The sequence below is a fragment of the Streptomyces sp. NPDC050433 genome, from assembly GCF_044458565.1.
GTDB lineage: Bacteria > Actinomycetota > Actinomycetes > Streptomycetales > Streptomycetaceae > Streptomyces.
The window spans coordinates 89,648-113,498 of the sequence record NZ_JBITIB010000002.1; the positions used below are offsets into that span (position 1 = coordinate 89,648).

The window sequence follows — 23,851 nt, forward strand, 5'->3', positions numbered from 1 at the left end:
GGGGGCCCGCGTGCGTACGAGGGCCCCCTGGGTCCGCACGGGTTCTAGGTCTGCGGGGACACCGCGAGATCGGGGGGCGCGGCGGCGACGCGGTCGGCCTCGGCGACCGGGCGCCCGAGGGCGAGTACCCCGATACCGACGCCCGCGGCCACCACGATCACCATGGCGCCGTTGAGCGAGGTCGCGTCGGCGAGCCAGCCGTACGCGGTCGGTGTCGCGATGAAGGCGCCGTACGCGGGGACCATCATCGCCGCCGCCACCAGGTTGACCCGGCTGGGGGCCACCCGTGCCGACGCGCTCAGACACGTCGGCTGCACGCCGGCGATGGCGATGCCCATGAGCAGGAAGGCGAGTACGGACAGCCAGAGGTCGACGGCGGCCATCAGCAGTGCCCCGGACAGCGCGGTTCCGAAGGCGGAGATCAGGAACGACTTGCGGATGCCCAGGGTCGTCACCAGCCAGGCGTTGATCAGCCGTCCGATCATCATCGTCAGGCTGAAGAGGGCGAACGCCGCGCCGCCGTAGAAGATGGGCGCGTCCAGCAGTTGGTCGACGTAGATGACGGACCAGACCTGCACGATGCTCTCGACCGCGATGCCCAGCACGGTCATCAGGAACACGACGCGGAACAGCGGATTACGCATCAGCTTCAGGATGCCGACGTCGCCCTCCGGGTCGGGGCTGTCGTCGCCCTCGGGCGCTTCGTCGCGATTGACCGGCGGGTACGCGATCAGGAAGGAGGCGATGAGGACGGGCGCCATGACCGCCGCGAACAGCACGGCGACCCAGCGGTAGTCCATACCGAGGCTGATCAGCGCGCCCGCGCCCAGGGCGCTGATGACCGTGCCGGCGCTGTTGATCGCGTACATCACGTTCATCACTTCGCGGTCGCGCCGGGCTTCGATCTCCATGAACACGCTGTTGGCGGCGGTGTCGACGAGTGCGGAGCCCAGCCCCGCGAGTACGAACGCGAGCAGCAGTCCCACGAAGTGTGTGCTGACGGCCAGCGTCACCAGCAGCCCGATGAGCGCGAGTTGACCGTAGATGCCGATATGGCGGTGGTCGAAGTGGCGGTACAGGCGTTTGGCCGAGAGCAGGGTGAGGAGGCCGACGATCGGCAGCAGCAGATGCGCGGTGCCGAAGAAGCCGTCACTCATGTCCAGGGAGCGAATCACCTCCGCCCACGCGACGGTCATGACGCCGATGGCAATTCCGAACATGAAGAACTGCGTGGCGGAAAGCCAGGTGACCGCGCGTAAGTTCCATTCCGGTTCGGCCGCCGCTTTGTTGGCCTGCTGATCTTCCGCCGTCACGTCTGCTCCTGATGGGCCGGTTGCCATTGGCTGCGCGGGGTGCGCTGGTGCCGGTCTCGTTGCTCGGTGTTCACCAACTCGAAAAGAGTGCTGAACTCGCCGCGCAGAATGCGGCTGATGTCCACTGTCCGGACGAGCGTCCCGTAGAGCTCCTCAAGCTCGGGGTCGGCATCGACCTTCGGCATGACCTCGTCGTAGTGCGCGCGGTCGTGGAAATAGGCGAGTTCGGCGTAAAGGACCTCGTCCGGTGCCACGTCGACGCCGGCGTCGATCGCCGAACAGCCGTATTTCGCCGTCGGATCGCTCATCTCCATTACGGTGCCGCCGATCGCACCGTGCCGTCGGAACACTTCGATCGCCTGATGGACGACGGTGCGGAAATCCTCCTCACGTGATCTGGGAACCCGGTGCAGGAACCAGATGAGATACACGGAATCCACCACCCAAGCGAGAACGGGCCGCGAAGTCGGCCGGCGACTCAAGCTGTCCACGTGGAGGCTATACGATTGAGTAGTAACTCGGCAAGGATCATGCGCGCCCGCCTCCACCGTGAAGTGAGGTGGTGGCGGCCGTGCGGGGGCGTCCGGGAAGTGACGGACCGTCAGGCACCGGTGCTGAGGTAGTCCTCCCGGTGAGGTCCGATGAGCGGTCCCCTCGATGCCGAGGTCGGGGCCTCTGCTTGGCAGCCACGGAATGTTACTATGCACAATAAGAGTAAAGGTGGCTGGCATGGCTCGTGAGTACGGACAATTCTGCGGACTGGCAACCGGTCTGGACGTCATCGGCGAGCGATGGACCCTGCTGGTCGTACGGGAGTTGCTGATCGGCCCCGCCAGATTCAACGGCCTGCTGCAGAACTTGCCCGGTATCGGCCCCAATCTGCTCACCGACCGGCTCCGGATGCTCACGGAGCGCGGTGTGGTCGAGCAGACCTCCGTGGCCGGCGACGGACGGGCCCGGCTCTATCAACTCACCGAAACCGGTGAGGAACTGCGGTATCCCGTGCTGGGGCTGGCGCGTTGGGGACTGATGTTTCTCGATAAGTCGGACACCGACGGCGAAACCCGCGCCGAGTGGGGTTTTCTCGCCGTACAGGCGATGATTGTCCAGGACGCGATCCCGGACGTCGACGAGGTCTACGAGTTCAAGGTCAGTGACCAGATCTTTCAGATTCTGGTCCGCGGAGGTGAAGTCACCTTCGAGCGCGGTGAGGTGGAGGAACCCGTGCTGACCATCGAGTGCGACGCGAAGACATTCGTCCAAGTGGGAGCCAGAATGCTTTCCCCGTTCCAGGCGATCGCCACCGGCGACGTCCGGATCAAGGGCGACTCGGACGCCGTGCTCCGCTGCTCCCTCATGCTCGGCCTCGTCTGAGGCCGGTCACGGCACGCCTGCCACGGCACGCTTGGCACACAGCACGGTGCGCCCCCACGGAATCCGTGGGGGCGCACCGCTTGGTTCACTCGCCCGCGTTCTCGACGACGTCGATCCGGCCGTCGGGACGGCCGTGGCACTTGATCGAGTTGAGGGTGTAGCGGCCCGCGCCGGTGTGGTCCCCGGACTTGCCGCGGAAGGTGCCGTACAGCTTGGCGTTGGTCATCGGGCCCGCGATCGGGTCCGTCGGGTTCGACAGCTGCACGTCGCCGGCACCGACGGTGCCGTTGTCGAACGTGTTGTCGAGGTTGACCGCGGCCCAGCCGTAGTACCGGCCGCGCACACTCTGCACGAACGGCATGTCGGCGTCGCGCAGGCGCTGCGCACGAGCACCGTCACCGTGGATGGTGACCTCGTCCTTGCCCGCCAGCGACGTCAGTGCGACGCGGCCGAGCGACACGGGAACCTCGACCATCTCGCCCCGGCCGACGAAGCCGCTCGGGTAGAACGGCCGCAGCGTCTCGGAGAGGTAGTTGTGCTCCAGGTTGCGTGCTTCGTACTCGACGCTCAGCCCACGGAACGGGAAGATCTCGTAGTGGGGCGAGCCGTCGGCGTGCAGACCCTTCAGTTCCTTCTCGATCGTGAGATCGGTCCGGATGGTCTCCACGTTGGTGCTGGCCAGCACCCGGCCGAGGATCGAGTCGAACCACAGCGGCGAGAGCACCGCGCGGACCGCGCCGACACCCGGCGTCATGATGACGACACGGCCGCCGATGATGAGCGGGACCGTCTGGTCGAAGTAGCCGGTCTCCTCGACCTCGGCCTCGTCGTACATCCGGTCCGGCTTGGCACCGGTGATGTCGCCGATGAGTACCCGCGCCCAGTCCGCGACCTCGGGGTCGTCGTCCATGGCGAACTTCTCCAGCACGCTCAGGCTCTGCGGGCCGGCCGAGCGCAGCGCCAGCCACAGGGCGCCCGAGCGGACCAGGCGGTCCGTCTCGGTGCCGATGATGCCGGCGATGAACGACAGGCTCTCCTCCGGGTGGCGGTCGGCCAGCTCCCAGAGCGCGCGCTCGCGCTCCAGCGGGCTCGCGTGTCCTTCGGAGACCTCCCGCAGCTCGCTGTCGCTGCGGGTGTCGTACGGCAGGAACTTCTCGGTGATCGGCCGGGCGAAGTCGAGGTACTCCGCGGGGTCGTTGTACCGGCTCGGCGGCGGCGGTGTCAGGGACACCAGGCCTTCCTGCAACCGGGCTTCGAGCGGCTGAGTCATGTTTCCTCCGCAGCTAGGCTGTGCACCCCATCCGAGGTAGATATAGAAAACCTAAGTAAGATGACTCCTGTCAAGGTCTCGTAGGCTCTGAGTACTCCCTGTTTAACTCCTCGATGAGCATGGCTACTTAAGTAAGGTGTTGTCATGTGAGGCGGGTGGGGCCACATTGAATAAATGCCTCGCGGCGGTCGGCGGTGTCCGGCTACGGTTGGCCCCGCAGGCGGGCCGCCGTCACAGGTGCCGTGGTGGCCCTGTCGGATCGCTGAGGAAGATCGCTGAAGAAGCGGGAGGTGAGGACATTGATGACTGTCGTCGCGCTGGGCGCTGCCCAGGTTCAGAGGCTCATCGTTCCCATCTCCGTGGTCTCCGGCTGACGAATCTCTACTTCCGCGCCCAACCGGCGCGCGTGCCGGGGCCGCCCCTGTGAAGGGTTTCCCCTTGTCTTTCTCTCGTGCCTCTCTTGAGGCTTCTTCCGCTTCGCATCCGCTCGCTCCCTACGGCTGGGACGAGGCATGGGAGGCGGAGTTCACCCCGTACGCCGCGCAGGGCCTGCTGCCCGGACGTGTCGTACGGGTCGACCGGGGCCAGTGCGATGTCGTCACCCCCGGCGGCATGGTGCGCGCCGACACCGAGTTCGTGGTGCCGCGCGACCCGATGAAGGTCGTGTGCACCGGGGACTGGGCCGCCGTCGACCCGGCCGGCGACCCCCAGTACGTACGGACACTGCTGCCGCGCCGTACCGCCTTCGTACGCTCCACCTCGTCCAAGCGCTCCGAGGGACAGATCCTCGCGGCCAACGTCGACCACGCGATCATCGCCGTACCGCTCGCCGTCGAGCTGGACCTCGGGCGGATCGAGCGCTTCCTGGCACTGGCCTGGGAGAGCGGCGCACAGCCGCTCGTCGTGCTCACCAAGGCCGACCTCGTACCGGACCCGACGGGCCTCTCGTATCTCGTCGAGGACGTCGAGACCACGGCGCCCGGCGTACAGGTCCTCGCCGTCAGCGCCGCGACGGGGGACGGCGTCGACGTGCTGGCCGCCGTCGTCTCCGGCAGTACGAGCGTGCTGCTCGGCGTCTCGGGCGCCGGGAAGTCGACGCTCGCCAACGCCCTGCTCGGCGAGGACGTCATGGAGGTGCAGGCCATCCGCGACGTGGACGGCAAGGGCCGGCACACCACGACCACCCGCAATCTCCTCGTGCTGCCGGGCGGTGGCGTGCTCATCGACACCCCCGGTCTGCGGGGCGTCGGGCTCTGGGACGCCGGGCAGGGCGTGGGGCAGGTCTTCGCGGAGATCGAGGAGCTGGCCGAGGAGTGCAGGTTCCAGGACTGCGCCCACGGCAGCGAGCCGGGGTGTGCCGTGCTCGCCGCGCTGGAGGACGGTTCGCTGCCCGAGCGGCGGCTGGCGAGCTACCGCAAGCTGCTGCGGGAGAACCAGCGCATCGTCGCCAAGACCGACGCCCGGCTGCGGGCCGAGATCCGGCGCGACTGGCGGCTCAAGGGCGCGGAGGGCCGCGCGGCCATGGAGGCCAAGCGCGGGCGTATCCGGTAGCCGGCGAGGCGGCAGGCGGGCGGCAGGGGCGGGCTCCGACACGGGAGCCCGCCCCACCGTCGTGTCCGAATCCCGCCAGTGTCCTCGCCCGAGCCGGCGCACACTGAACAGCGTGATGGACGAGGAGACCAGGTACGAGGCGGTGGCCAGCCGTGACGCGCGATTCGACGGCGCGTTCTTCTTCGCCGTCGAGACCACGGGCATCTACTGCCGCCCCAGCTGCCCGGCGGTCACCCCGAAGCGGAAGAACGTCCGCTTCTACCCCACCGCCGCAGCCGCCCAGGGCAACGGCTTCCGCGCCTGCCGCCGCTGCCGGCCGGACGCCGTCCCCGGATCGGCGGAGTGGAACGTACGCGCCGACGTCGTCGGCCGCGCCATGCGGATGATCGGCGACGGGGTCGTGGACCGCGAGGGCGTACCCGGACTGGCCGGGCGGCTCGGCTACAGCGCCCGGCAGGTCCAGCGCCAGCTCACCGCCGAACTCGGGGCCGGGCCCGTCGCCCTCGCCCGCGCGCAGCGCGCGCACACCGCCAGGACGCTGCTCCAGACCACCGTCCTGCCGGTCACGGAGATCGCCTTCGCCGCCGGATTCGCGAGCGTCCGCCAGTTCAACGACACGATCCGGCAGATCTACGCCCGCACACCGAGCGGCCTGCGCGCCGAGTCCCACACCGGAGCCGGCCGGGCCCCGGCCGCGCCCTCCCGCGCCGGCATTCCGCTACGGCTCGCCTACCGCGGCCTCTACGCGGCGCGCGAGATGTTCGACCTGCTCGCCGACGAGGCCGTCCCCTCCGTCGAGGAGGTCGTGGGCACGCCCGGCGCCCGTACCTACCGGCGTACGCTGCGCCTGCCGCACGGCCCCGGAGTCGTCTCGGTGGACGAAGCGCTACCGCCCACCACCCTCACCCGCTCGGGCTGGCTGGAGGCCCGGATCCACCTCACCGACCTGCGTGACCTCACCACCGCCGTGCAGCGTCTGCGCCGCCTCCTCGACCTCGACGCCGATCCGTACGCCGTGGACGAACGCCTCGGCGCCGACCCGCTCCTCGCGCCGCTCGTGGCCGCCCGCCCCGGACTGCGGGCACCGGGCACCGCGGACCCCGAGGAGTACGCGCTGCGCGTGCACGCGGGTCCGGCCGGGGCGCGACGGCTCGTCGCGGCGTACGGGGACCCGGTCGAGCGTCCGTGCGGCTCCCTCACCCGGCTCTTTCCCGCGCCCGCCGCCCTGGTGGACGACCCCCTGGTCGGCCCGCTCGCCACCGCCCTCGCCGACGGCACCGTACGGCTCGACACCGGGGCGAACCGCGAGGAGGCCGAACGGGCACTGCTCACCGTGCCCGGTGTGAGTGCCCGGACGGCGGCGCTGGTCCGGATGCGGGGCCTGGGCGATCCGGACGTGGCGCCGGACGGCGAGCCCGGTCACGCGGCGTGGCGGCCGTGGCGTTCGTACGCCCTGCGGCATCTGTGCGTGGGCGCCCCCGGCCTTCAGCCGGTCTCCTCCAGCCCGCAGCTGTGAATCTTCTGTGGATGGATCCGGATCAGCTCCTCGCTGAAGTGCGGCCCCAACTCGTGCGGCCCGGTGAGTAGTTCCGCCTCACGCGCGAGGGCCTGTCCCGCCGCCCGGCCGAGGGCGTCCGCTCCGGCGGAAGAACCGGAACGTGATGCAGCAGTTGCTCCCTACCTGGCCCTATTTCTTCCCCCATGATCATCGCGGCCTGCTCGTGCGCGCTGGGAGTTGGCGGTCAACTCCCCTAAACTGACCACGCTTTGGCGTTGGTCCCTCACCGAGATGCGACAGCACTTGATGGCGGAAGTGTCCGCGCCGCCCCCGTCCGGCCATGGAGTCCCGATGAAGCTGAGCAATCACGACCGCTTCGGCGGTCGTGTCGGAATTGCTCCTGGACCCACACCACCTCAAGGACGGGGAACGCCGGCCGTATCGGTGTACTCGCCCGTTCCACCCTCGAATCCCTAGGACCCTTTTTCCGTGACCTCTCCCTCAGAACCAGCCCTTGCGCTCGGCGCCGCGACCGTGGTCTTGGCCGTCGTTGTGCTGCTGCTGGCGCTCTCCCGTCGCAAACAGGTGCGACGGTGCAGGGCGATGGACGCAGCGCTGAAGAGCGCCGAGGCGCGTACGCGCGACTCCGAATCCCGCACACGTGGCGCCGAATCCCGCACGCGGGACGCGGAGGCCCGCGAGGAGCGGTTCCGCGCCGAGGTGGCTCATCTCGTCGCCGCCCGGCTTCCGGCCCTCAAGCTCAATCTGATCAGCTCTCACCACCCCGTACCCGGGCTGCTTCACGAGAGTTCGGCGGGGCCGAAGGACGCGGAACTCCTCGACTCCGTACTCGCCAAGGTCTCGGAGATCGTCCTGACGGAGCGTCGCCGCGTCGACGCCGCCGCCAGGGCGGCCCTGCGCGGCGCGAGCCAGGACTCGCAGGCGCTGTCGTACCGGCTCCAGTCCGAACTCGACGCCCTTCAGAGGGAGTTCACCGGGGCGCGGCACCTGACGCACCGGATTCTGGCCGCCGACCACCTCAACGAGCAGAACCTGCGCCTCATCCAGCGGACCGCCATCGTGTGCGGCGCGTGGCCGGGGCACGTCCGCAAGGACACCTACGTGGCGGAGCTGGTCACGGGTGCTTCTTCCCGTCTCCGCGGCTTCGACCGAATCAAGATCAACTCGCGAATAGCCTCCAACGTCGGGATCGTCGGACGTGCCGCCGAGCCCGTCGCCGTTGCCTGCGCGGAGCTGATGGCCAACGCGCTGGAGCACTCCCGTGACGACCTCGCGGTGGATGTCAGCCTGATCCAGACCGGAAACGGCAACGTCAGCATCACGGTCGACGACGCGGGCAAGGGCATGACCGCGGAAGCGTCGTCGCGAGGTGTACGGCTGGTGTCGGCCGACAGCCGAGATGTCATGCTCACCGAGCTGGGCGACCCGCCCTCGCAGGGCTTCGTCGCCATTGGCCGGCTCGTCGCCGACTACGGCTTTCATGTCTCCATCGACAATCCGTCTCCCTATGGCGGGGTGCGTGCTGTGGTGACCATTCCCCCGAACCTTCTGGCCACGATCGACGAGGAGGCCGAGCCGCCTTCCGCGATGGCTCCCCAGCCGGCCGTAGCGCCGAAGGCGGAGAGGCGGCCCTCCTCGGGCACCGAAACCGAAACCGAAACCGCTGCGGGCGACGAGAAGACGCGCACCCCCGCACCGGACAGTGCGGAAGGTCTGCCGCAGCGTCGCCGCCGTGGGCCCGCGGTGGCCTCGGCCGGACTCGCCGCTCCCGCGTACCGAGCCCCGGACCCGGAGCGGTCTCTCAAAGCCTGGAGTGAGTTCCAGGACGGCCTCGAAAGCGGCCGAACCGGTACCGATTTGGAGGACACACAGTGACCATGCCCTACGGCGACAACGAGACCTGGTACTTGGCCCCGATCACTGAGATTCCAGGTGTCCGCCACGCCCTGCTCATGACCCTCGACGGGATGGTCCAGGCCCGGTCCGAGAACCTTTCGGCCGACGACGCGGACGGTGTGGCCGCGATGACCTCCGCACTGCACGCGGCCTCGCGCGCCGCTGTCATCCCGGCGCTGGGGGCCGCGGCGGACACCCCCATCGAGACCGTCACCGTGAAGGTGGCCGAGGGCACTTACATGGTCATGCCCGCCGGTGCCAACACCCTGATCGCGGCGGCGGGCGACGACTCGATGCATATGGGCGTGGTCGTGCACATGATGGCGCGTCAGGCGAAGAAGCTCGGGGAGCAGCACATGTCTGTCTCCGCGCGTAGTCACGACGGCGCGTCATGAGCCGCGGTCAGCATCAGCGGCGGCTGCTTCCGGCGTATCTGGCGACCGGAGCCGGCGGGGCCCCGCTGCCCACCACCCTTGACACCCTGACCGCTCTGCGTGCCAGTGGCGTTCCGCTCGCCGCGTACCACACGGCGGTGCACCGCCGCGTGGTCGAGCTGGTGACGGGTGGTTCCCTCACCGCCGTCGAGATAGCCGCCTATCTCGCACTGCCGGCCAGTGTGGGTCTGATGCTCGCCGAACAACTCGTCAGTGACGGTCTGTTAAACGCAAGTGTGCCCATTCCTGATGCTCTCGCCCCCTCGCGCGCCGGTCGGCCGTCGCTGCAACTCATGGAAGAGGTGCTGAGTGGACTCCAATCCCTCCGTGTCGCCTAGCCCGCGTCCCGTGTACCTCCCCGAGGGGGAGCACCAGAGAGTCAAGATCCTTGTCGCGGGTCCTCTCGGCGTGGGCAAGACGACCGCGATCAGGACGCTTTCACAGATCCCGACGCTGCACACCGACGAGGTCATGACGGACGCGGCGGCCGACGCCGACGACGTGAGCCTGGTCGGTCTGCGGGACAAGACGACCACCACGGTCGCCATCGACTTCGGCCGACTGACCCTGCCGGGCGACCGAGTTGTCCTGTACCTGTACGGAACTCCCGGTCAGCGGCGGTTCCTTCCGCTGTGGGAGGGCATCGCCTTCGGGGCCCTCGGTGCGCTCGTCCTGGTGGACACCCGGCGCCTGGACGAGTCCTTCGAGGTGATGGATCTTATCGAGGAGCGCGGTTTGCCGTACGCCGTGGCCGTCAATACCTTCCCTGACTCACCTGCTTACGACCTGGAGGTCGTTCGTAAGAAGCTCGACCTCGCCCCAGACACCCCACTCATCACGTGTGATGCCCGCGAGATGAACAGCAGTCTCAGCGCACTCATCGCACTGACCGCCCATTCCATATCCTCGGCCGGAGTCGGAGCCTCGTGAGTACCACACCCCCAGCCGCCACAGCCGTGCCCCTGCACGGGGCCGCGCACGCGGCCAATCCTCAGCACAGTTATGAACTGCTGCGTATTCAGGGGCCGGTCGGCGTCGCCGAGATCTCTCCCGGCGTCGTCGTCCATCTGGTCACCGACTACCAGGCGGCGATCGAACTCCTCCAGGACACGGCCACCTGGTCCAAGGACACCCGCAGTTGGTTGCCCCAGGTGCCGGAGAACAGCCCGATCAGACCCCTGGTGGAGTGGCGGCCCAGTCTCTTCTTCGCCGACGGTGACGAGCACACGCACCTGCGCAAGGTGATCACCGACAGCTTCGCTCTCCTCGACCCCAACGACGTACGGGTTCTGACGTTCCGTCACGCGGACAGGCTGCTCCAGGACTTCGCCGACACCGGGAAGGTCGACCTCGTCAGCCAGTACGCGCAGCAGCTGCCGCTGATGGTCTTCAACGCCCTGTTCGGCATGGGCGACGAACACGGTCCCCGGCTCGTGGGGGCTCTCGCGGCCATGATGGACACCGACCCGGAACGCAAGGCGGACGGCGCCCAGTTGTTCGGCGCCTACCTGGGGGCCCTCTATCAGACCAAGGCCGCACAGCGCGGCCATGACCTGACGTCCTGGTTCATCGACCACCCCAACGGGCTGAGCCAGGAGGAGGCGATCAACCAGATCATCATCACCCTCGGCGCCGGGAACGAGCCGACAGCCAACCTCATCGCGAACACCTGCGTCCGCATGCTCAGCGACGAGCGGTACTTCGGCACGCTCAGCACCGGAAGTCTGCCGGTCCAGCACGCCATCGACGACGCGCTGTGGTATGACTCCCCGCTGGCGAACTACAGCTTCCACTTCCCCAAGGAGGACGTCACCTTCTACGGCAAGCACATTCCGGCCGGCTCCCCGGTCATGGTGTCGTACGCCGCCGCCAACACCTGCCCGCACTCGGGGATGCCGGCCGACGGCTACCGCTCGGGCACCAAGGCGCACCTGGCGTTCGCGGCCGGGCCGCACGCCTGTCCGGCCCGTGATCTCGCCCTGCTGATCGCGACCGCCGCGATCGAACGACTCGCCAGCTATCTGCCGGACATCGAACTGGCCGTCCCGGCCGACCAGTTGACCTATCGCGACGGGCCCATCCACCGGACGCTCACGTCGCTTCCCGCGCGGTTCACGCCGCTGACCCCCGACGCCAAGGGCGTCACCCCCTGGAGCCGGAGTACCACCGGCCAGGAGCCGGGGTCGTCCTCGACGGCTGCCGACCGCGAGTCGGTGACCGCTTCGTAGCCCGTTCACAATTCCGTGTCGCGGTGGTGCCGCCGGCCGAATGACGCGCACCACCGTGACATCTGTGCGAAAAGCAGTGTCCTGGTCCCGTCCTCTGCCCGAACGGAACCGCCATGACGGTTCTCGACCGAAAGGGGATCAACCACCATGACCAACACACGTCCCGGCACGAGTCCGCCGGGCCTCCTGTCCGTACGGCACCAGGTGGGTGCGGTGCTCACCGGATTCCTTGACGCCAAGGACCTGGCCGCGCCGGGAACCGAACTGCTCTATCTGACCAGCACCCTGCGCGGGTTCCTCACCAGCGGGAAACGGCTGCGATCGGTGTTGTGCGTCTACGGATGGCAGGCCGCCGGAGGGGACGGAGAGATGGCGGCCGCGATACGCGCGGCTGCGAGCCTCGAACTCTTCCAGGTATTCGCCCTGGTGCACGACGACGTGATGGATGACAGCGATGTCCGCCGGGGCCAGCCGTCCGCACACCGCGCGCTGGCCGCCGCGTACACCGACAGAGGCGGTCCGCGAGGCCGTGCCGCCGCACACGGGCTGGGCGCGGCCGTCCTCCTTGGGGACCTGGCACTGGTCTGGTCGGACGAACTCCTCCACACGGCGGGTCTCGACCCGAGCAGGCTCGCCCAGGTGATGCCCCTGGTGGCGGACATGCGCAGCGAACTCATGTACGGCCAGCTCCTGGACCTCCAGTCCACGGGCCGGCTGACCGGCGATGTCGAAACGGCTCTGCATGTCATCCGCTACAAGACCGCCAAGTACACCGTTGAACGCCCGCTTCATATCGGGGCGGCGGTGGGCGGGGCCGCCCCCCGGGTGCTCGACGCCTGCACCGCCTTCGGTATCCCGCTAGGAGAAGCGTTTCAGCTACGGGATGACCTGCTCGGAGTCTTCGGCGATCCCGCCGAGACCGGCAAGTCGATACTGGACGATCTGCGCGAGGGCAAGGCCACCGTACTGATGGGCCTCGCCTTCCAACGGGCGTCTCCCGCCCAGCGCGAGACCCTGCGCGACCTCGTCGGCCGGAGTGACCTCGACGACGACCGGGCCGCTGAGGTCCGGACCATTCTGGAGTCCACCGGGGCCCGGCAGACCGTGGAAGAAATGATCACCGAACGCCGGGACGCGGCCCTCACCGCACTGGACGAGGCTCCCTTCCCGGAAGTGACCACCGCCGAGCTGCGCCAGATCGCGCTGGCCGCCACGGACCGGCAGACATGACCGCCCCCCGCCCCCCGCCGACCGACCGAGTGCCCGCCCGTACCCGTCACCGCAACCGTGAGGTGGAACAACCCATGAGCGACACGGTCGTGAACGCGACCTACTCCGAACAGGCCGCAGACCTGGTGGCGAGGATCGACCAGGACAGGTGGGGCAGCGTCCGCCCCTCCCTGTACGAGACCGCCCGCGTCATCTCGGCGGCCCCCTGGCTTCCCGGAGAGCCGCGCCGCATCACGTATCTGCTGAACGAGCAGGCTCCCGACGGCAGTTGGGGCGAAGGGCCGGAGCGTTACCGGCTGCTGCCGACGCTCAGCGGCGTGGAGGCCGCACTGGCCCTCCTGCGGCGGGGCGCCACGTCCGGGGAGACGGCACGGCGGCTCGCCACCGCGGTGGACCGAGGCCTCGCCGCGCTGCGCGCGCTGCCCCAGGCCGGACCGTGGCCCGACACCGCCGCGGCCGAGATCCTCGTCCCCAGCCTGGTCGCGAAGATCCACGAGCGGATCGCACTCACCGCCGACGACACGACACCGGTCGTCGACGGATGGCGTCCGGGCCCCGGACCCGCGCTGCCCGGAGGCTATGACCAAGGCGTGCCCGCGTACGTGGCGAAGCGCTACGCCGCGGCGGGCACTCTCCCCGTCAAGCTCCACCACACGTTCGAAGGCATAGCCGGCTACATACCGCGGGCGCTCATACCCAACGGCCCTGACCTGCTGGGCAGTTCACCCGCCGCCACCGCCGCCCGCGCAGCGACGGCCTCCCCGGAACCCGCGGCGGAAACCGTCGCGGCCCTCCAAACCGTCGCGGAACGCTACGCGGGTAGCTTCCCCGAGGCGGCTCCCATCCTCGTCTTCGAACGCCTGTGGGTCGCCGCCGCGCTGGCCGGCACCCATCTGCCGGCCGCCAGTGTGCCCACCGTCCGCGGCTGGGCCGACGACCTCTACGACCCCCGAGGCGTACGCGGCGCACCCGGACTCATGACGGACGCCGACGACACCGCCATGGCCGTGCTGGTGTCCTCACTGGTCGGTCTGGAGCACACCCCGGAGCCACTTGACCTCTTCCACAACGGCAGTCACTACGACTGCTACATCGGCGAGGACACCGGATCGATCACCGCGAACGCCCACGCCCTCCAAGCGCTCGCCGGCTACCAGCGCCGCCACCCCGAGACACGGCACCTCTACGGTCCCCGGACGGACAAGCTGCGCGACTGGCTCGTGGACCAGCAGCGCCCCGAAGGACCGTGGCCCGACAAATGGCACGCTTCCCCCTACTACGCCACCGCACGGTGCGTCACCGCGCTGACGCGTCACGGCTCGGACCACGCGTCCGCGGCCGTCGGGACCGCGGTGGCCTGGACCCTCGACACCCAGCGTGACGACGGCTCCTGGGGAGTGTGGGGCGGCACCACGGAGGAGACCGCGTACGCCGCGAAGATCCTGCTGTCCACCGCCGACCGGACCCCGCGGCACGCCCGCGCCCTGGACCGCGCCGAGACCTATCTGAACGACACGGCGGGCGCCGGCCACCATCCCGCGCTCTGGCACGACAAAACCCTGTACGCCCCCGGCGCCATGATCGAAGCGGAAGTCCTCGCCGTGCGGGAGCTGCTGCGGACACGTCACGGCCTGAACGGCCAACAGACCACACCCACCGACGGGGAAAGGTAGGACAGACACGTGAGCACCGGCATGAACGTTCCACCGATCGCGCCCGGGAAACTGCCGCTCGTCGGACACGCCGTACCTCTGATCAAGGACCGCCTCGCCTTCATCCAGAGCCTGCGCACTCACGGCCCGATCGTCCGCATCACCGTCGGCCCGAAGTCGCTGACCGTGGTCAACTCGCCCGAGCTGATGCACAAGATGCTCACCAGCCAGGCCGACGAGTTCACCAAGGGGCTGCTCTTCGAAAAGCTCAAACTCTTCGGCAAGGACGCCCTGCCCGTCGCGGAAGGCAAGCCGCACCTGCGTCGGCGCCGCCTCATGCAGCCGGCCTTCCACCGCCAGCAGATCGCGGGCTACGTCAACACGATGCGCGAGACCGTGCAGCCGTACATCGCGGCCTGGGACGGCGGAACCTCACTCGACCTGAAGACCGAGATGCAGCTCATGACACAGGGCGTCGTCATGTCGACCATGTTCTCCGCATCGCCCCGGCGAGATCCCGCCTACGAGATCCTCAACAGCGTCGACACCGTCTTCAGGACCGCCATCAAACGTGCCCTGCTGCCCGTCTCCGTCCTGGAACGACTCCCCACCCGGCGCAACCGGAAGGCCGACGCCGCGGGCACCGCGCTGCGCGCCGCGGTCGCCGACATCATCGCGGAACACCGCGCCCACCCCGACGCGTACGACGACATCGTCTCGCTGCTGCTGACGGCCAGGGACGAATCCGGCGAGACACTGCCCGACGACGAGATCCTGTCGGAGGTCGTCGGGCTGCTCGCCGCGGGCTCCGAGACCACCGCGGTCGTGCTCGCCTGGCTCTTCCACGAACTCGGCCGCAACCCGGACCTGGAGCGCCGGCTCCACGAGGAAGTCGACTCCGTGCTCGCGACAGGTCCGCTCACCGCCGACCGGATCCCCCAACTCGTCCACACCCGCAGACTCGTCAGCGAAACCCTGCGGCTGTACAGCCCCGCGTGGCTCGTGACCCGCAAGGCCATCTCGGACGTGAGTCTCGGTGAGTTCAGCCTCCCGGCGGGCACGGATGTGATCTGGAGCGCCTACGCGCTGCACCGGGATCCCGACCTCTACCCCGATCCGCTGCGCTTCGACCCCGACCGCTGGCTCCCGGAGCGCCCCCAGCCACCGAAGGGCGCCTTCATCCCGTTCGGTTCCGGCAAACGCATGTGCATGGGCGACGCGTTCGCCTGGACCGAGGCGACCCTCATCACCGCGCTGGTCGCGTCCCGCTGGCGACTGCGGCCGACCCCCGAGACGGTACGCCCGGTCGGAGCGATCACCACGCACCCCTCGTCTCTGCACATGGTGCCCGAACTCAGGCGCCACAGCATCGCGGGGACGGCACGATGAACGACGCGACCCGCACGCGGGCACCCGCCCTGCCGATGCCCGACCTGCGGGACTCCTTCCCCGGTCCCTTCCCCGCGAGCCCGTACGCCGACGACATCGAGCGGCACGCCACCGAGTGGCTTCGGACGTTCCCGCTCGTCGGCTCAGCGCGCAAACTGGGCGCCCTTGCCAACATCACCGGCCAGGGGATGGCCCGCACCTTCCCGACGGCCGACCGGGACGGACTCTTCCTCTGCGCCGATCTCTTCCTGTGGCTCACCGCGTTCGACGACGCGCACGGGGAGGCCACCGGGGCCGACGACCCGGCTCGTCTCGTCCGCGCGATCGGTGAGTGCGTCCATCTCTTGGCCGGCCACGACGAGCCACCGGGCACCCCGAGCGCCTTCGGCGCCGCGCTGCGCGATCTCCTGACCCGGTTCGGGGAACGGGCCACTCCCACCCAGTACCTGCGGCTCACCGCACACCTGCGGGACAATCTCTTCGGCATCCTCTGGGAGGCGCACCACCTGGACGGACCCGACCACGCGGACATCGACGGGCACCACCACGTCACCATGTCCGACTACCGCGCGATGCGTCCGCACACCGTCTTCGTCCGGACCCTCATGGCCACGGCGGAAGTCGCCCTCCGGTACGAACTGACCGAAGCGGACAGGTCCTTGGAGCCGGTCCGGGAACTACAGACCGCCGTCGCGGACCTCGCCGGCTGGATCAACGACCTCGCCTCGTACGCGAAGGAGACGGCCCACGACGGTCCGACCACGCTCAACCTGCCGTCACTGCTGATGCGACAGCACGGGTGCGACCTCGTTGAGGCGTACCGGCTGGCCTCCCGTATGTGCGAACAGCAGGCGGCCGTGGCCACCGGCCGTATCGCCGAACTGGCCGTCGGCGAGGGCCCCCTCCGCGATCACGCGCACGCCCTCAAGTCCATCGCGTCCTCCTACGTCTGGCACATCGACCACTCCCGTTATCAGACCTAGGGGCAGTCCACCCCGCCCCGCTACAATCCGGGCCTGAACGCACAGACTTCTGAACGCACAGGCTTTCCGGGGGAGTCCAAGGTGCTGCGAGTCGATCTCCGTGGACGGGAGCTGAACAGGCTGCGCGTGGCGGACGGAGCCGACGCTCTGTGGGAGGCCGCTCTCAGCCTGCATCTGCTCCAGAACCAACACGTCCCACCGGCCTTCGCGCCCTGGCGACGCGAGGTCCGCACCGCCCTGGAACGTGCCGGACTCGCATCGGCCGTACGGGAGTTGATGCTGCTCTGCCCCTCCGCCGAGTACTTCCCCGACTTCCTCACCCCCGGCCGGGGCGAGCTGGACCTCGACATCGGGGTGGACCAGCTGCTGTCCACTCCCCGTCGGCGCCTGGTCGCCGATCTCGCGCGACTCTACGCGCGCAGACGCGGGCCGGTCCCGGCCACCGTACGGCGGCTGGCCGAGGGTGATGCGGAGGCGCTGCGCTGGCTCGGGTCGACGCTGCGGCGCTACTACGCGGTCGCCGTGGTGCCGTATCTGCCCGCCATCCGGGCCCAGGCCGCGGCCGACCGGTCGCGCCGTGCGGAGGCGGCCCTGACCGGGGGAGCGGAGGGGCTGCTGGCCAGTTACGAGGAGATGCCCGGCTGGCGCTGCGAGGAGGGCATCCTGCGCACGCCGTACCCGGTCAGCCGCGAACTCCAGCTGTCCGGGCAGACGTTGACGCTGGTGCCGGGCTTCTTCTGTGTCGGTACGCCGCTGGCCCTGGTCGACGACGAGCTTCCCCCGGTGCTGGTCCACCCGCTGTCCCCGGCGCCCGGCTGGCTGCTGCGCCACCGGCAGGGTGAGGCGACGCCGCCGGTCGCCCAGCTGATCGGCACTTCGCGCGCCCGGCTGCTTGAACTGCTCGACCGGCCGATGACGACGACGGGTCTGGCGGGGGCGCTGCGGATGGCTCCCTCGACGGCGAGCCGGCACGCCTCCGTACTGCGCGAGGCGGGCCTTCTCACCTCGCACCGGCACGGAAACCGGATGATGCACCACCGCACCCAGCTGGGGAAGGCCCTGCTCGACGGCCCCGCCCCCTGAGGCGGTGATGCATCATCAACTAGGCCTGGGTACTCAGCAGTTGGGCACGCCCGGCAGCCAGGCGTCCGCGACATCGATGAAGATGTTCGAGATGTAGCCGCCGTAGTCCGGCAGATAGGACCAGGCGTCGTTGCTGTACCCCTGGTAGTTGACCAGCTGCCCGCGCTTCTGGCACTGGACCTTGACCGTCGTCGGTCCGGCCAGGCTGGCGACCTGTGCGGAGGTGGTCGTGGCGTCCTTACGGATGCTCACGCCGGTGCCCCACGTCGGGAACGAGGTGCCGGGGCCGGGGCCCGGGTCACCCGTGCCGCCGTTGACCAGCGACATGTAGTAGGTCCAGTTCCAGTTCGCACCGGGGTCGGTGTGGTCGTTGCCCGGCACCTCGCTGTGGCCGACGATGCTCGCGCGGGTGCGCGGGATGCCGTACTTCGCGGTGAGGTGGCGCGTCAGCGCGGCCGACGAGCGGTACATCGAGTCGGTGAACCAGGACGGGTCGGCGACGAAGCCCTCGTGCTCGATGCCGATGGAGCTGGCGTTGGCCGAGCGCGCGTGCCAGGCGGTGTTGGCGTCGCGGACCATCTGGGTGACCTGTCCGTCCGAGGACCGGATCACATAGTGGGCGCTGACCTGCGAGGACGGGTTCTGGAACCAGCTGATGGAGCCGGCGTACGACCCCTGGGTGACATGCACGACGACCTTGTTGATCGCCTCCGTACGGCCGGTCTGGTAGTTCGACGTGCTCGCCGGGACCCAGAGCGCCGGCCCGTAGTCGTCACTCAGCACGCCGAGGTCGGAGGCGACCCTCGCGTACTTGCCGCGGTCCGGCGTCACCTTGCGGCCCTTGACGAGGATCTGCTCGTTGCCGGCGGCCTGCGCGCGTAGACCCTTGTTGAGCAGGTCGTACGCGGTGTCCGCGTACAGCCGCGCCGTCCGGTCGTTCGTCGCGGCGCCGTACTCGGCGGCGACCGGGTACCACTGCGCGAGCGAGTCGCGGTCGGTGGCGTCCAGGCCCTGCTCGTCGGCGGTGGCGCGCAGGACGGCGGCGGCGCCGCGGATGTTGGCCGCCGTGTCCTTCTTGAGCTTCGCGACCGACGCGCCGGTGAGCTTCGCGGCCCGCTCCAGCGTCTGGTGCTTCGGCTGGCTGACCAGGTGCATCACACCGTAGCCGTTCGCCTGACTCGGTCTGCCGCCGTGGCCGTCGAGGTGCGTCTCGCCGTACCCGACGGCGACGAGCAGATCACGCGGTACGTCGAACTCTGCGGCGGCCTTCGCGAACGCCGTGTTCATGGCGCCGGATCCGGCGTCAGCGGCGCCGCCGCCACCGGGGTACGGTGCGGCGCTCGCCGGCTGGCCGGTGAAGGCCAGCGACGCGGCGACCACCGTGCCGAGGAGCGCGGCCCGGCCGCGTTTCCAGCCTGTCATCAAGGTCATCGATCTTCTCTCCGCTCTGTGGTGCGCGGGCGTCGGGCCGAGGCGCACAGTGGGGGCAAGGCGGGGCGAGGGGCTGCCGGCTCGGTTGGGAGCCGTCAACTCCTTTGGGATTCAAGTGACTTCAGGTGACTTGTGAAGTTGTACGAGGTGCATGGGGCAAGGCATGACGCACTCTGCCGCACGGACGGCGTCCGACGCCATGGTGGTGTGCAGACTTGTCAGGGGCAAGACATTTCATCTCCGACGAAAGGCGCTGCCCGGTCGTTGTGAGAGGGCGCGCGCCTCGCTACTTTTGCCGGGTCTCGCAGCGGTCGCGGCTCGCCGCCCGATCGGCTGCCTTCCCCACATCCGGGAGCATTCGTGACCCGTCTCAGACGCCTATCGACCACATTCGCCGGTGCGCTCCTCGTGCTCGTCGGGATGCTGACGGTACCCGCCGGAGCAGCCGAAACGGCCGAAGCGGGCGCCTCCGACACGGCCGCCGCAGCCGCGGGGCCCAACTTCAAGGCCCCGTACCCCTGCGGCCAGCGGTGGACCTACAGCCACCACTCCGCCGAGGTCCGCCGCGCGCTGGACTTCGTACGCGCCGACGGCGGCACCACCAACGGCACCCCCGCCCTGGCGTCGGCCGCCGGCACCGCGACGCGGCACAGCCAGCCGAGCGGCGCCGGCAACTACATCTCCATCGACCACGGTGGCGGCTGGAAGACGTACTACTTCCACCTCGGCTCCTACTCGGTGGCCAGCGGACAGTTCGTCAACCAGGGCCAGCAGATCGGCACCACCGGCTCCAGCGGCAACTCCTCCGGCCCCCATCTGCACTACGAGCAGCTGCTCAACGGTGTCGGGCAGAACATCGTCATCAACGGCGGCGGCCTCCCCTACCCCGGCAGCTACAACCAGCACTACCTCACCAGTGACAACGGCTGCGGCGGCGGAGGCGGCACCTCCTTCATGACCTGGGGCACCGGAGTCAGCGTCCGCGCCGACGCCCGCCTCGACGCCGCCATCATCACCCGGCTGGCCGGACCCACCAACGTCCACGTGCTCTGCCAGAAGCAGGGCGACACCGTGAACGCCGAGGGGTACACCAACAACTGGTGGAGCAAGCTCCGCGACCAGGGCGGCTTCATGTCGAACATCTACATCGACCATCCCGCGGCCCAACTGCCCGGTGTGCCCATCTGCTGACGGGCACACCTGCGGATCAGCACACGCCTTCGCACGACCGGCGGCTCAGGTGGGCAGACCCCACCGGGCCGCCGGAGCGTTCGGTTCGACCGGCCGGACATGGAGTGCCGGCCGGTCACCGGCCGCGGTGATCAGCGCGGCCTCCCCCTTGCCCAGCCGGATCCGCAGCGCCCCGTCGGCCACCTCCTCGTGGTCCAGCGGCCTGCCCCGCCGGTCGCGCACGTCGACCGGGCCCTCGATGCCGTGCCGTACCAGGCACGGCGCGCCCGCCTCGCTGGTGATCCTGACCCACCGCGTCCGCCCCTCCTCGCGGACCGCGCTGAGCAGGAACGCGCCCTGCGTACGGAAGTCGTGCACCACCAGCTCACGCCACGCGGCGGGCACCGCCGGGAAGACCCGCACCACCCCGCCCCACGACTGGCAGACCATGTCGTGCACCGACTGGGCGGCCGACAGCGGGGTCTCGATGACCGGACCCGACTCCTTGTACATCGTGTTGGGCTGGATGAAACGGGTCATCAGCTCGCCGAGATGCCCGAGCGCGTCGTCGCCCTTGCCGAGCAGAGCCGACATCGAGGCCGCACCGGTGAACGTGTAGCCCTGGAGCGCGCCCTCGAAGCTGATCCAGTGCGCGAGCGACGTCTCGATCAGCGCGCGCTCCTCGGGGGTGCGCCCGGTGATCTCGTACAGCGGATAGACCGCCAGCAGATGCGAGTAGTGCCGGTGCGACTTGGCGAACGGCACCCGCGCTCCGATCATGAAGCCGTTCTCGTCCGTCGGATACGCCACGAGCCTGGCCAGGACCTCCTGCCAGCGCGGCGCCAACGGGTCCTGCACGCCCAGCAGTTCGGCGGATTCGAGCAGCGTCCGGCAGCCCCAGCGCAGCAGCATCAGGTCGTAGTTGCAGTCGGGTGAGTTCACCCCGTACTCGGGCGACGACGTCGCCGGCAGATGCAGCCTGCCGTCCGGACCGGTGTCGAGGAAGTGCAGATAGTAGTTGACGGCCCTGCGCAGCAGCGGGAACAGGACGTCGCGCAGGATCGACTCGTCCATCGTGTGGCGGTAGCTGAGCCACACGTTGTGCAGCGCCCAGGTGAGATTGCCGACCTCCGGCGTCGGCGGGTCCTGGCCGGGGATGCCGACGCCGAACCCCTGGTCGGGCGGTGTGGGGCCGCCGTTGACCAGGCGGGCGTCGGTGGTACGGGGGACGGCGGCCGAATCGATGCGGTACGGCGTCGGCACCTCCGCCGTGAGCTGGTCCCGGAATTCGCTCAACGCGCGGGTGACGGCGTCGAGTTCGAGATGGTTGGAGCCGTGGATCAGCCAGTACTCCAGCTGCACGTTGAGATTCCACCAGGTGGCAGGCCAGGGCGTGCTCTCCAGCCACGGCCCGCAAGTCGCCATCACCGGGGCGTCCTTGCGGGCGGCCGAGGCGATCTTGTAGAGCTGGATCCAGTAGAAGCTCTGGAGACGTGCGTCGGGCAGGGAGAGAAAGCTCTTGCGGTAGAAGCTCTGCCATCGCACGCGGTGCGGCACGACGAGAAGGTCGTACGGCGCGAGCGCGGCGGCCCGCACCGTACGCAGCGCCTGGTCGCGGGCCGTGTCTCGCGGGTGGGAGTGGGCCACCGACACGTACAGCGTGCGGCTGCCGTGCCGCTCGCGCTCGCGCCAGGCGGTGACGTACTGGCCGCCGGCGAGCAACGGCTGGACGGCGGCGGTCAGTTGGCCGAGCGCGTCGCCGTGCTCCTCGGTCACGGCGGGGGGATTGGCCTCGTAGCCCTGGGGGATGGGCTTGTGCGCGGCGCGCGGGCTGATCGACTCGGCCGGGTGGAAGACCCAGCGGAAGCCGCGCTCGCCCCGGCTCGGGGTGACCTCGACCGCCATGACGGACGTCGAGGTGTGGACGAACGCGCGCAGCCGCAGCGTGCCCTTGTCGGTGGTGAGCGTGCCCGTCAACTCGGCGTCCCGGAGCCGCAGTCGCCAGTCGACACCGGTGATGGTGCCGACGGGCTCCAGGGTGAAGTGCCCGATGGGCAGCCGCGCGAGACCGAAGAGCGAACCGAACTCGGGCCGGTGGTCCTGCACTTCGGAGTGCTGCACAGTGAAACGGACCGCGTTCTCGCCCGGCTCGGCGTAGATGCCGGAGCCGAGGAAGCCGTTGCCGACGAACGGTCCCTCGAACCAGGTCTTGGGCATCGTCAGCCAGACGGGATCGGCGGCGTCGAGGACCTGGCGCCAGCTGTCCTCCGCCGCGTGCGGCTCGACGGCGGCGGCCGGTGATGCCGTACGAGGCGGTCCCGCGGCCTGCGCGGGGACGGCGGCGATGCCCCCGGCGACGAGAGCGCCGCCGATCGCCGTGCCGCCGGCGAGAACGTCTCTTCGGGACGGGGTCGTTGCCATGGCGCCTCCCGGCAGTTGACGGCTCTGACTGTGCTGATTCATCCGAGCTATCTCTGGACGGAAGGTAGAGGTGAGGCTGAGGCGCGTCAATACGGCGGGAGAGATCCGATGTGTAGTCGGTCCATTCCGGCAGCGGCCGGTCCGCGACGACATTCCGACGCCACCGGCGCGATCGCGGACGGCGCGTGCGCTTCGACAACGCCGCCAACGCGGCGAGGTGCCGTGCCAGGCACCCGGACTGATCCACGAAGATCACCGCCGCACAGGGCCTGGGCGGCCCGCCCTCTGTTCCCCGAGGTCACGGACGATCCGCGTCGACAGCCCCACGCCCGCCATGACGCCGTACTCGCGCACGCGCCCCCGCGTTCAGCCCCAGATCGTCGCGCCCAGCCACGCGCCCGCCACCAGCAGGCAGCAGAACAGCTCCACCAGCAGCGGATAGCCCGCCGACCGCATCACCGCGCGCGTCGACGCCCAGCCGTCGCGGTGGCTGCCCAGCCGTACGCGCTCCACCACATAGATCCCCCCGACGAAACCCACCACCGCGCCCACCACCGGCAGCACGAAGAACCCCACGATCCCCACCAGCCCGCCGGCCGCCAGGGTGCGCCGCCGGATGCCGGTGACGCGGGTTCGCCGGGACGGCAGCAGAGGTCTGAGCGCCTGGCTGAGCAGCAGCAACGCCGTGGAGCCGATCAGTACAGCCCAGGCCGTGCCCGAGGCGTCGCTCAGCGCCCACCAGACCACGGCGGCCCAGACGATGGCGGGTCCCGGCACGCCCGGAATCAGCACACCGATGACGCCCAGCAGGATGACCAGACCCACCAGCACGAGCTGCCCCACGTCCATCTGCCAAGAGTGCAGGATCCCGGTCGAAGCGGCACGTGGGACGGGGGACGGGGCGGGA

General features: G+C 69.5%; 20 protein-coding genes and 1 pseudogene. 14 read left to right on the plus strand and 7 right to left on the minus strand.

Features of this window, described 5'->3' with window-relative positions; genetic code table 11:
- Positions 1-44: 44 nt before the first annotated feature.
- Both ACIBLA_RS03205 and ACIBLA_RS03210 read right to left on the minus strand, forming a co-directional pair.
- The gene (locus tag ACIBLA_RS03205; protein WP_363239703.1) at positions 45-1,313 is read right to left on the minus strand and encodes an MFS transporter; all 1,269 of its coding nucleotides are present in this window, start codon (positions 1,311-1,313) and stop codon (positions 45-47) included.
- Positions 1,310-1,744, minus strand: a complete 435-nt coding sequence (locus tag ACIBLA_RS03210) for a DUF1428 family protein (RefSeq protein ID WP_363239704.1) — start codon at positions 1,742-1,744, stop codon at positions 1,310-1,312. The genes ACIBLA_RS03205 and ACIBLA_RS03210 overlap by 4 nt, the downstream gene beginning before the upstream one ends.
- Before the next feature lie 298 nt (positions 1,745-2,042).
- On the opposite strand from ACIBLA_RS03210, the gene ACIBLA_RS03215 reads away from it, so the two are divergent.
- Positions 2,043-2,687 carry a winged helix-turn-helix transcriptional regulator gene (locus tag ACIBLA_RS03215; protein WP_363239705.1) on the plus strand — a complete coding sequence of 215 codons (645 nt, stop codon included), beginning with the start codon at positions 2,043-2,045 and terminating at the stop codon, positions 2,685-2,687.
- A gap of 85 nt (positions 2,688-2,772) precedes the next feature.
- Here ACIBLA_RS03215 and ACIBLA_RS03220 read toward each other — a convergent pair whose 3' ends face one another.
- Complete coding sequence (locus tag ACIBLA_RS03220) at positions 2,773-3,957, minus strand: HEAT repeat domain-containing protein (protein WP_363239706.1); 1,185 nt, start codon at positions 3,955-3,957, stop codon at positions 2,773-2,775.
- A 438-nt stretch (positions 3,958-4,395) separates the two neighbouring features.
- Between ACIBLA_RS03220 and rsgA the strand changes: the two genes are divergently transcribed.
- Positions 4,396-5,508 carry a ribosome small subunit-dependent GTPase A gene (gene rsgA, locus ACIBLA_RS03225; protein WP_363239707.1) on the plus strand — a complete coding sequence of 371 codons (1,113 nt, stop codon included), beginning with the start codon at positions 4,396-4,398 and terminating at the stop codon, positions 5,506-5,508.
- A gap of 115 nt (positions 5,509-5,623) precedes the next feature.
- Positions 5,624-7,024: an AlkA N-terminal domain-containing protein gene (locus ACIBLA_RS03230; RefSeq protein ID WP_363239872.1), complete on the plus strand. Its 1,401-nt coding sequence runs from the start codon at positions 5,624-5,626 to the stop codon at positions 7,022-7,024.
- Here ACIBLA_RS03230 and ACIBLA_RS03235 read toward each other — a convergent pair.
- Positions 6,994-7,107, minus strand: a pseudogene (locus ACIBLA_RS03235) (PPOX class F420-dependent oxidoreductase); the annotation flags it as partial. The gene ACIBLA_RS03230 and the pseudogene ACIBLA_RS03235 overlap by 31 nt on opposite strands.
- Before the next feature lie 388 nt (positions 7,108-7,495).
- Here ACIBLA_RS03235 and ACIBLA_RS03240 point away from each other — a divergent pair.
- From ACIBLA_RS03240 to ACIBLA_RS03285, 10 genes are all read left to right on the plus strand, one after another.
- On the plus strand, positions 7,496-8,902 hold the full coding sequence (locus ACIBLA_RS03240; RefSeq protein WP_399197626.1) for an ATP-binding protein: 1,407 nt from the start codon (positions 7,496-7,498) through the stop codon (positions 8,900-8,902).
- 2 nt (positions 8,903-8,904) lie between these two features.
- Entirely contained in the window at positions 8,905-9,318 is a 414-nt protein-coding gene (locus tag ACIBLA_RS03245; protein WP_363239873.1) for a roadblock/LC7 domain-containing protein, read from the plus strand.
- Entirely contained in the window at positions 9,315-9,695 is a 381-nt protein-coding gene (locus ACIBLA_RS03250; RefSeq protein WP_363239710.1) for a DUF742 domain-containing protein, read from the plus strand. The genes ACIBLA_RS03245 and ACIBLA_RS03250 overlap by 4 nt, the downstream gene beginning before the upstream one ends.
- 10 nt (positions 9,696-9,705) lie before the next feature.
- Positions 9,706-10,287, plus strand: a complete 582-nt coding sequence (locus ACIBLA_RS03255) for an ATP/GTP-binding protein (protein WP_363239711.1) — start codon at positions 9,706-9,708, stop codon at positions 10,285-10,287.
- Positions 10,284-11,585 (plus strand): cytochrome P450, encoded by a 1,302-nt coding sequence (locus ACIBLA_RS03260; RefSeq protein ID WP_399197627.1) that lies wholly within the window; start codon positions 10,284-10,286, stop codon positions 11,583-11,585. The genes ACIBLA_RS03255 and ACIBLA_RS03260 overlap by 4 nt, the downstream gene beginning before the upstream one ends.
- Positions 11,586-11,732: 147 nt before the next feature.
- Positions 11,733-12,815, plus strand: coding sequence for a polyprenyl synthetase family protein (locus tag ACIBLA_RS03265; protein ID WP_399197628.1), 1,083 nt, complete (start codon positions 11,733-11,735; stop codon positions 12,813-12,815).
- A 74-nt stretch (positions 12,816-12,889) separates the two neighbouring features.
- A complete protein-coding gene (locus ACIBLA_RS03270) occupies positions 12,890-14,488 on the plus strand; it encodes a prenyltransferase/squalene oxidase repeat-containing protein (protein WP_399197629.1) in 1,599 nt (532 codons plus the stop codon).
- 21 nt (positions 14,489-14,509) lie between these two features.
- Positions 14,510-15,856: a cytochrome P450 gene (locus tag ACIBLA_RS03275; RefSeq protein WP_399197630.1), complete on the plus strand. Its 1,347-nt coding sequence runs from the start codon at positions 14,510-14,512 to the stop codon at positions 15,854-15,856.
- Positions 15,853-16,839, plus strand: a complete 987-nt coding sequence (locus tag ACIBLA_RS03280) for a terpene synthase family protein (RefSeq protein ID WP_399197631.1) — start codon at positions 15,853-15,855, stop codon at positions 16,837-16,839. The genes ACIBLA_RS03275 and ACIBLA_RS03280 overlap by 4 nt, the downstream gene beginning before the upstream one ends.
- Positions 16,840-16,920: 81 nt before the next feature.
- Entirely contained in the window at positions 16,921-17,922 is a 1,002-nt protein-coding gene (locus ACIBLA_RS03285; RefSeq protein WP_363239718.1) for a helix-turn-helix domain-containing protein, read from the plus strand.
- Between the two features lie 33 nt (positions 17,923-17,955).
- On the opposite strand, the gene ACIBLA_RS03290 is transcribed toward ACIBLA_RS03285, so the two are convergent.
- The gene (locus ACIBLA_RS03290; RefSeq protein ID WP_363239719.1) at positions 17,956-19,353 is read right to left on the minus strand and encodes an N-acetylmuramoyl-L-alanine amidase; all 1,398 of its coding nucleotides are present in this window, start codon (positions 19,351-19,353) and stop codon (positions 17,956-17,958) included.
- Positions 19,354-19,713: 360 nt separating this feature from the next.
- On the opposite strand from ACIBLA_RS03290, the gene ACIBLA_RS03295 reads away from it, so the two are divergent.
- Complete coding sequence (locus ACIBLA_RS03295) at positions 19,714-20,544, plus strand: M23 family metallopeptidase (RefSeq protein ID WP_399197632.1); 831 nt, start codon at positions 19,714-19,716, stop codon at positions 20,542-20,544.
- A gap of 45 nt (positions 20,545-20,589) precedes the next feature.
- Here the strand turns inward: ACIBLA_RS03295 and ACIBLA_RS03300 are convergent, their stop codons facing one another.
- The gene (locus ACIBLA_RS03300) at positions 20,590-22,944 is read right to left on the minus strand and encodes a glycosyl hydrolase family 95 catalytic domain-containing protein (RefSeq protein ID WP_399197633.1); all 2,355 of its coding nucleotides are present in this window, start codon (positions 22,942-22,944) and stop codon (positions 20,590-20,592) included.
- A gap of 366 nt (positions 22,945-23,310) precedes the next feature.
- Positions 23,311-23,793, minus strand: a complete 483-nt coding sequence (locus ACIBLA_RS03305) for a DUF456 domain-containing protein (RefSeq protein WP_363239721.1) — start codon at positions 23,791-23,793, stop codon at positions 23,311-23,313.
- Between the last annotated feature and the right edge of the window lie 58 nt (positions 23,794-23,851).

Bases quoted from the DNA above. Each gene is read 5' to 3' on its own strand.
- ACIBLA_RS03215 (WP_363239705.1), top strand. From the start codon at position 2,043: ATGGCTCGTGAGTACGGACAATTCTGCGGACTGGCAACCGGTCTGGAC.
- ACIBLA_RS03270 (WP_399197629.1), top strand. From the start codon at position 12,890: ATGAGCGACACGGTCGTGAACGCGACCTACTCCGAACAGGCCGCAGAC.
- ACIBLA_RS03290 (WP_363239719.1), bottom strand. From the start codon at position 19,353: ATGACCTTGATGACAGGCTGGAAACGCGGCCGGGCCGCGCTCCTCGGC.
- ACIBLA_RS03230 (WP_363239872.1), top strand. From the start codon at position 5,624: ATGGACGAGGAGACCAGGTACGAGGCGGTGGCCAGCCGTGACGCGCGA.
- ACIBLA_RS03220 (WP_363239706.1), bottom strand. From the start codon at position 3,957: ATGACTCAGCCGCTCGAAGCCCGGTTGCAGGAAGGCCTGGTGTCCCTG.
- ACIBLA_RS03275 (WP_399197630.1), top strand. From the start codon at position 14,510: ATGAACGTTCCACCGATCGCGCCCGGGAAACTGCCGCTCGTCGGACAC.
- ACIBLA_RS03245 (WP_363239873.1), top strand. From the start codon at position 8,905: ATGCCCTACGGCGACAACGAGACCTGGTACTTGGCCCCGATCACTGAG.
- ACIBLA_RS03250 (WP_363239710.1), top strand. From the start codon at position 9,315: ATGAGCCGCGGTCAGCATCAGCGGCGGCTGCTTCCGGCGTATCTGGCG.
- ACIBLA_RS03300 (WP_399197633.1), bottom strand. From the start codon at position 22,944: ATGGCAACGACCCCGTCCCGAAGAGACGTTCTCGCCGGCGGCACGGCG.
- ACIBLA_RS03280 (WP_399197631.1), top strand. From the start codon at position 15,853: ATGAACGACGCGACCCGCACGCGGGCACCCGCCCTGCCGATGCCCGAC.
- ACIBLA_RS03305 (WP_363239721.1), bottom strand. From the start codon at position 23,793: ATGGACGTGGGGCAGCTCGTGCTGGTGGGTCTGGTCATCCTGCTGGGC.
- ACIBLA_RS03265 (WP_399197628.1), top strand. From the start codon at position 11,733: ATGACCAACACACGTCCCGGCACGAGTCCGCCGGGCCTCCTGTCCGTA.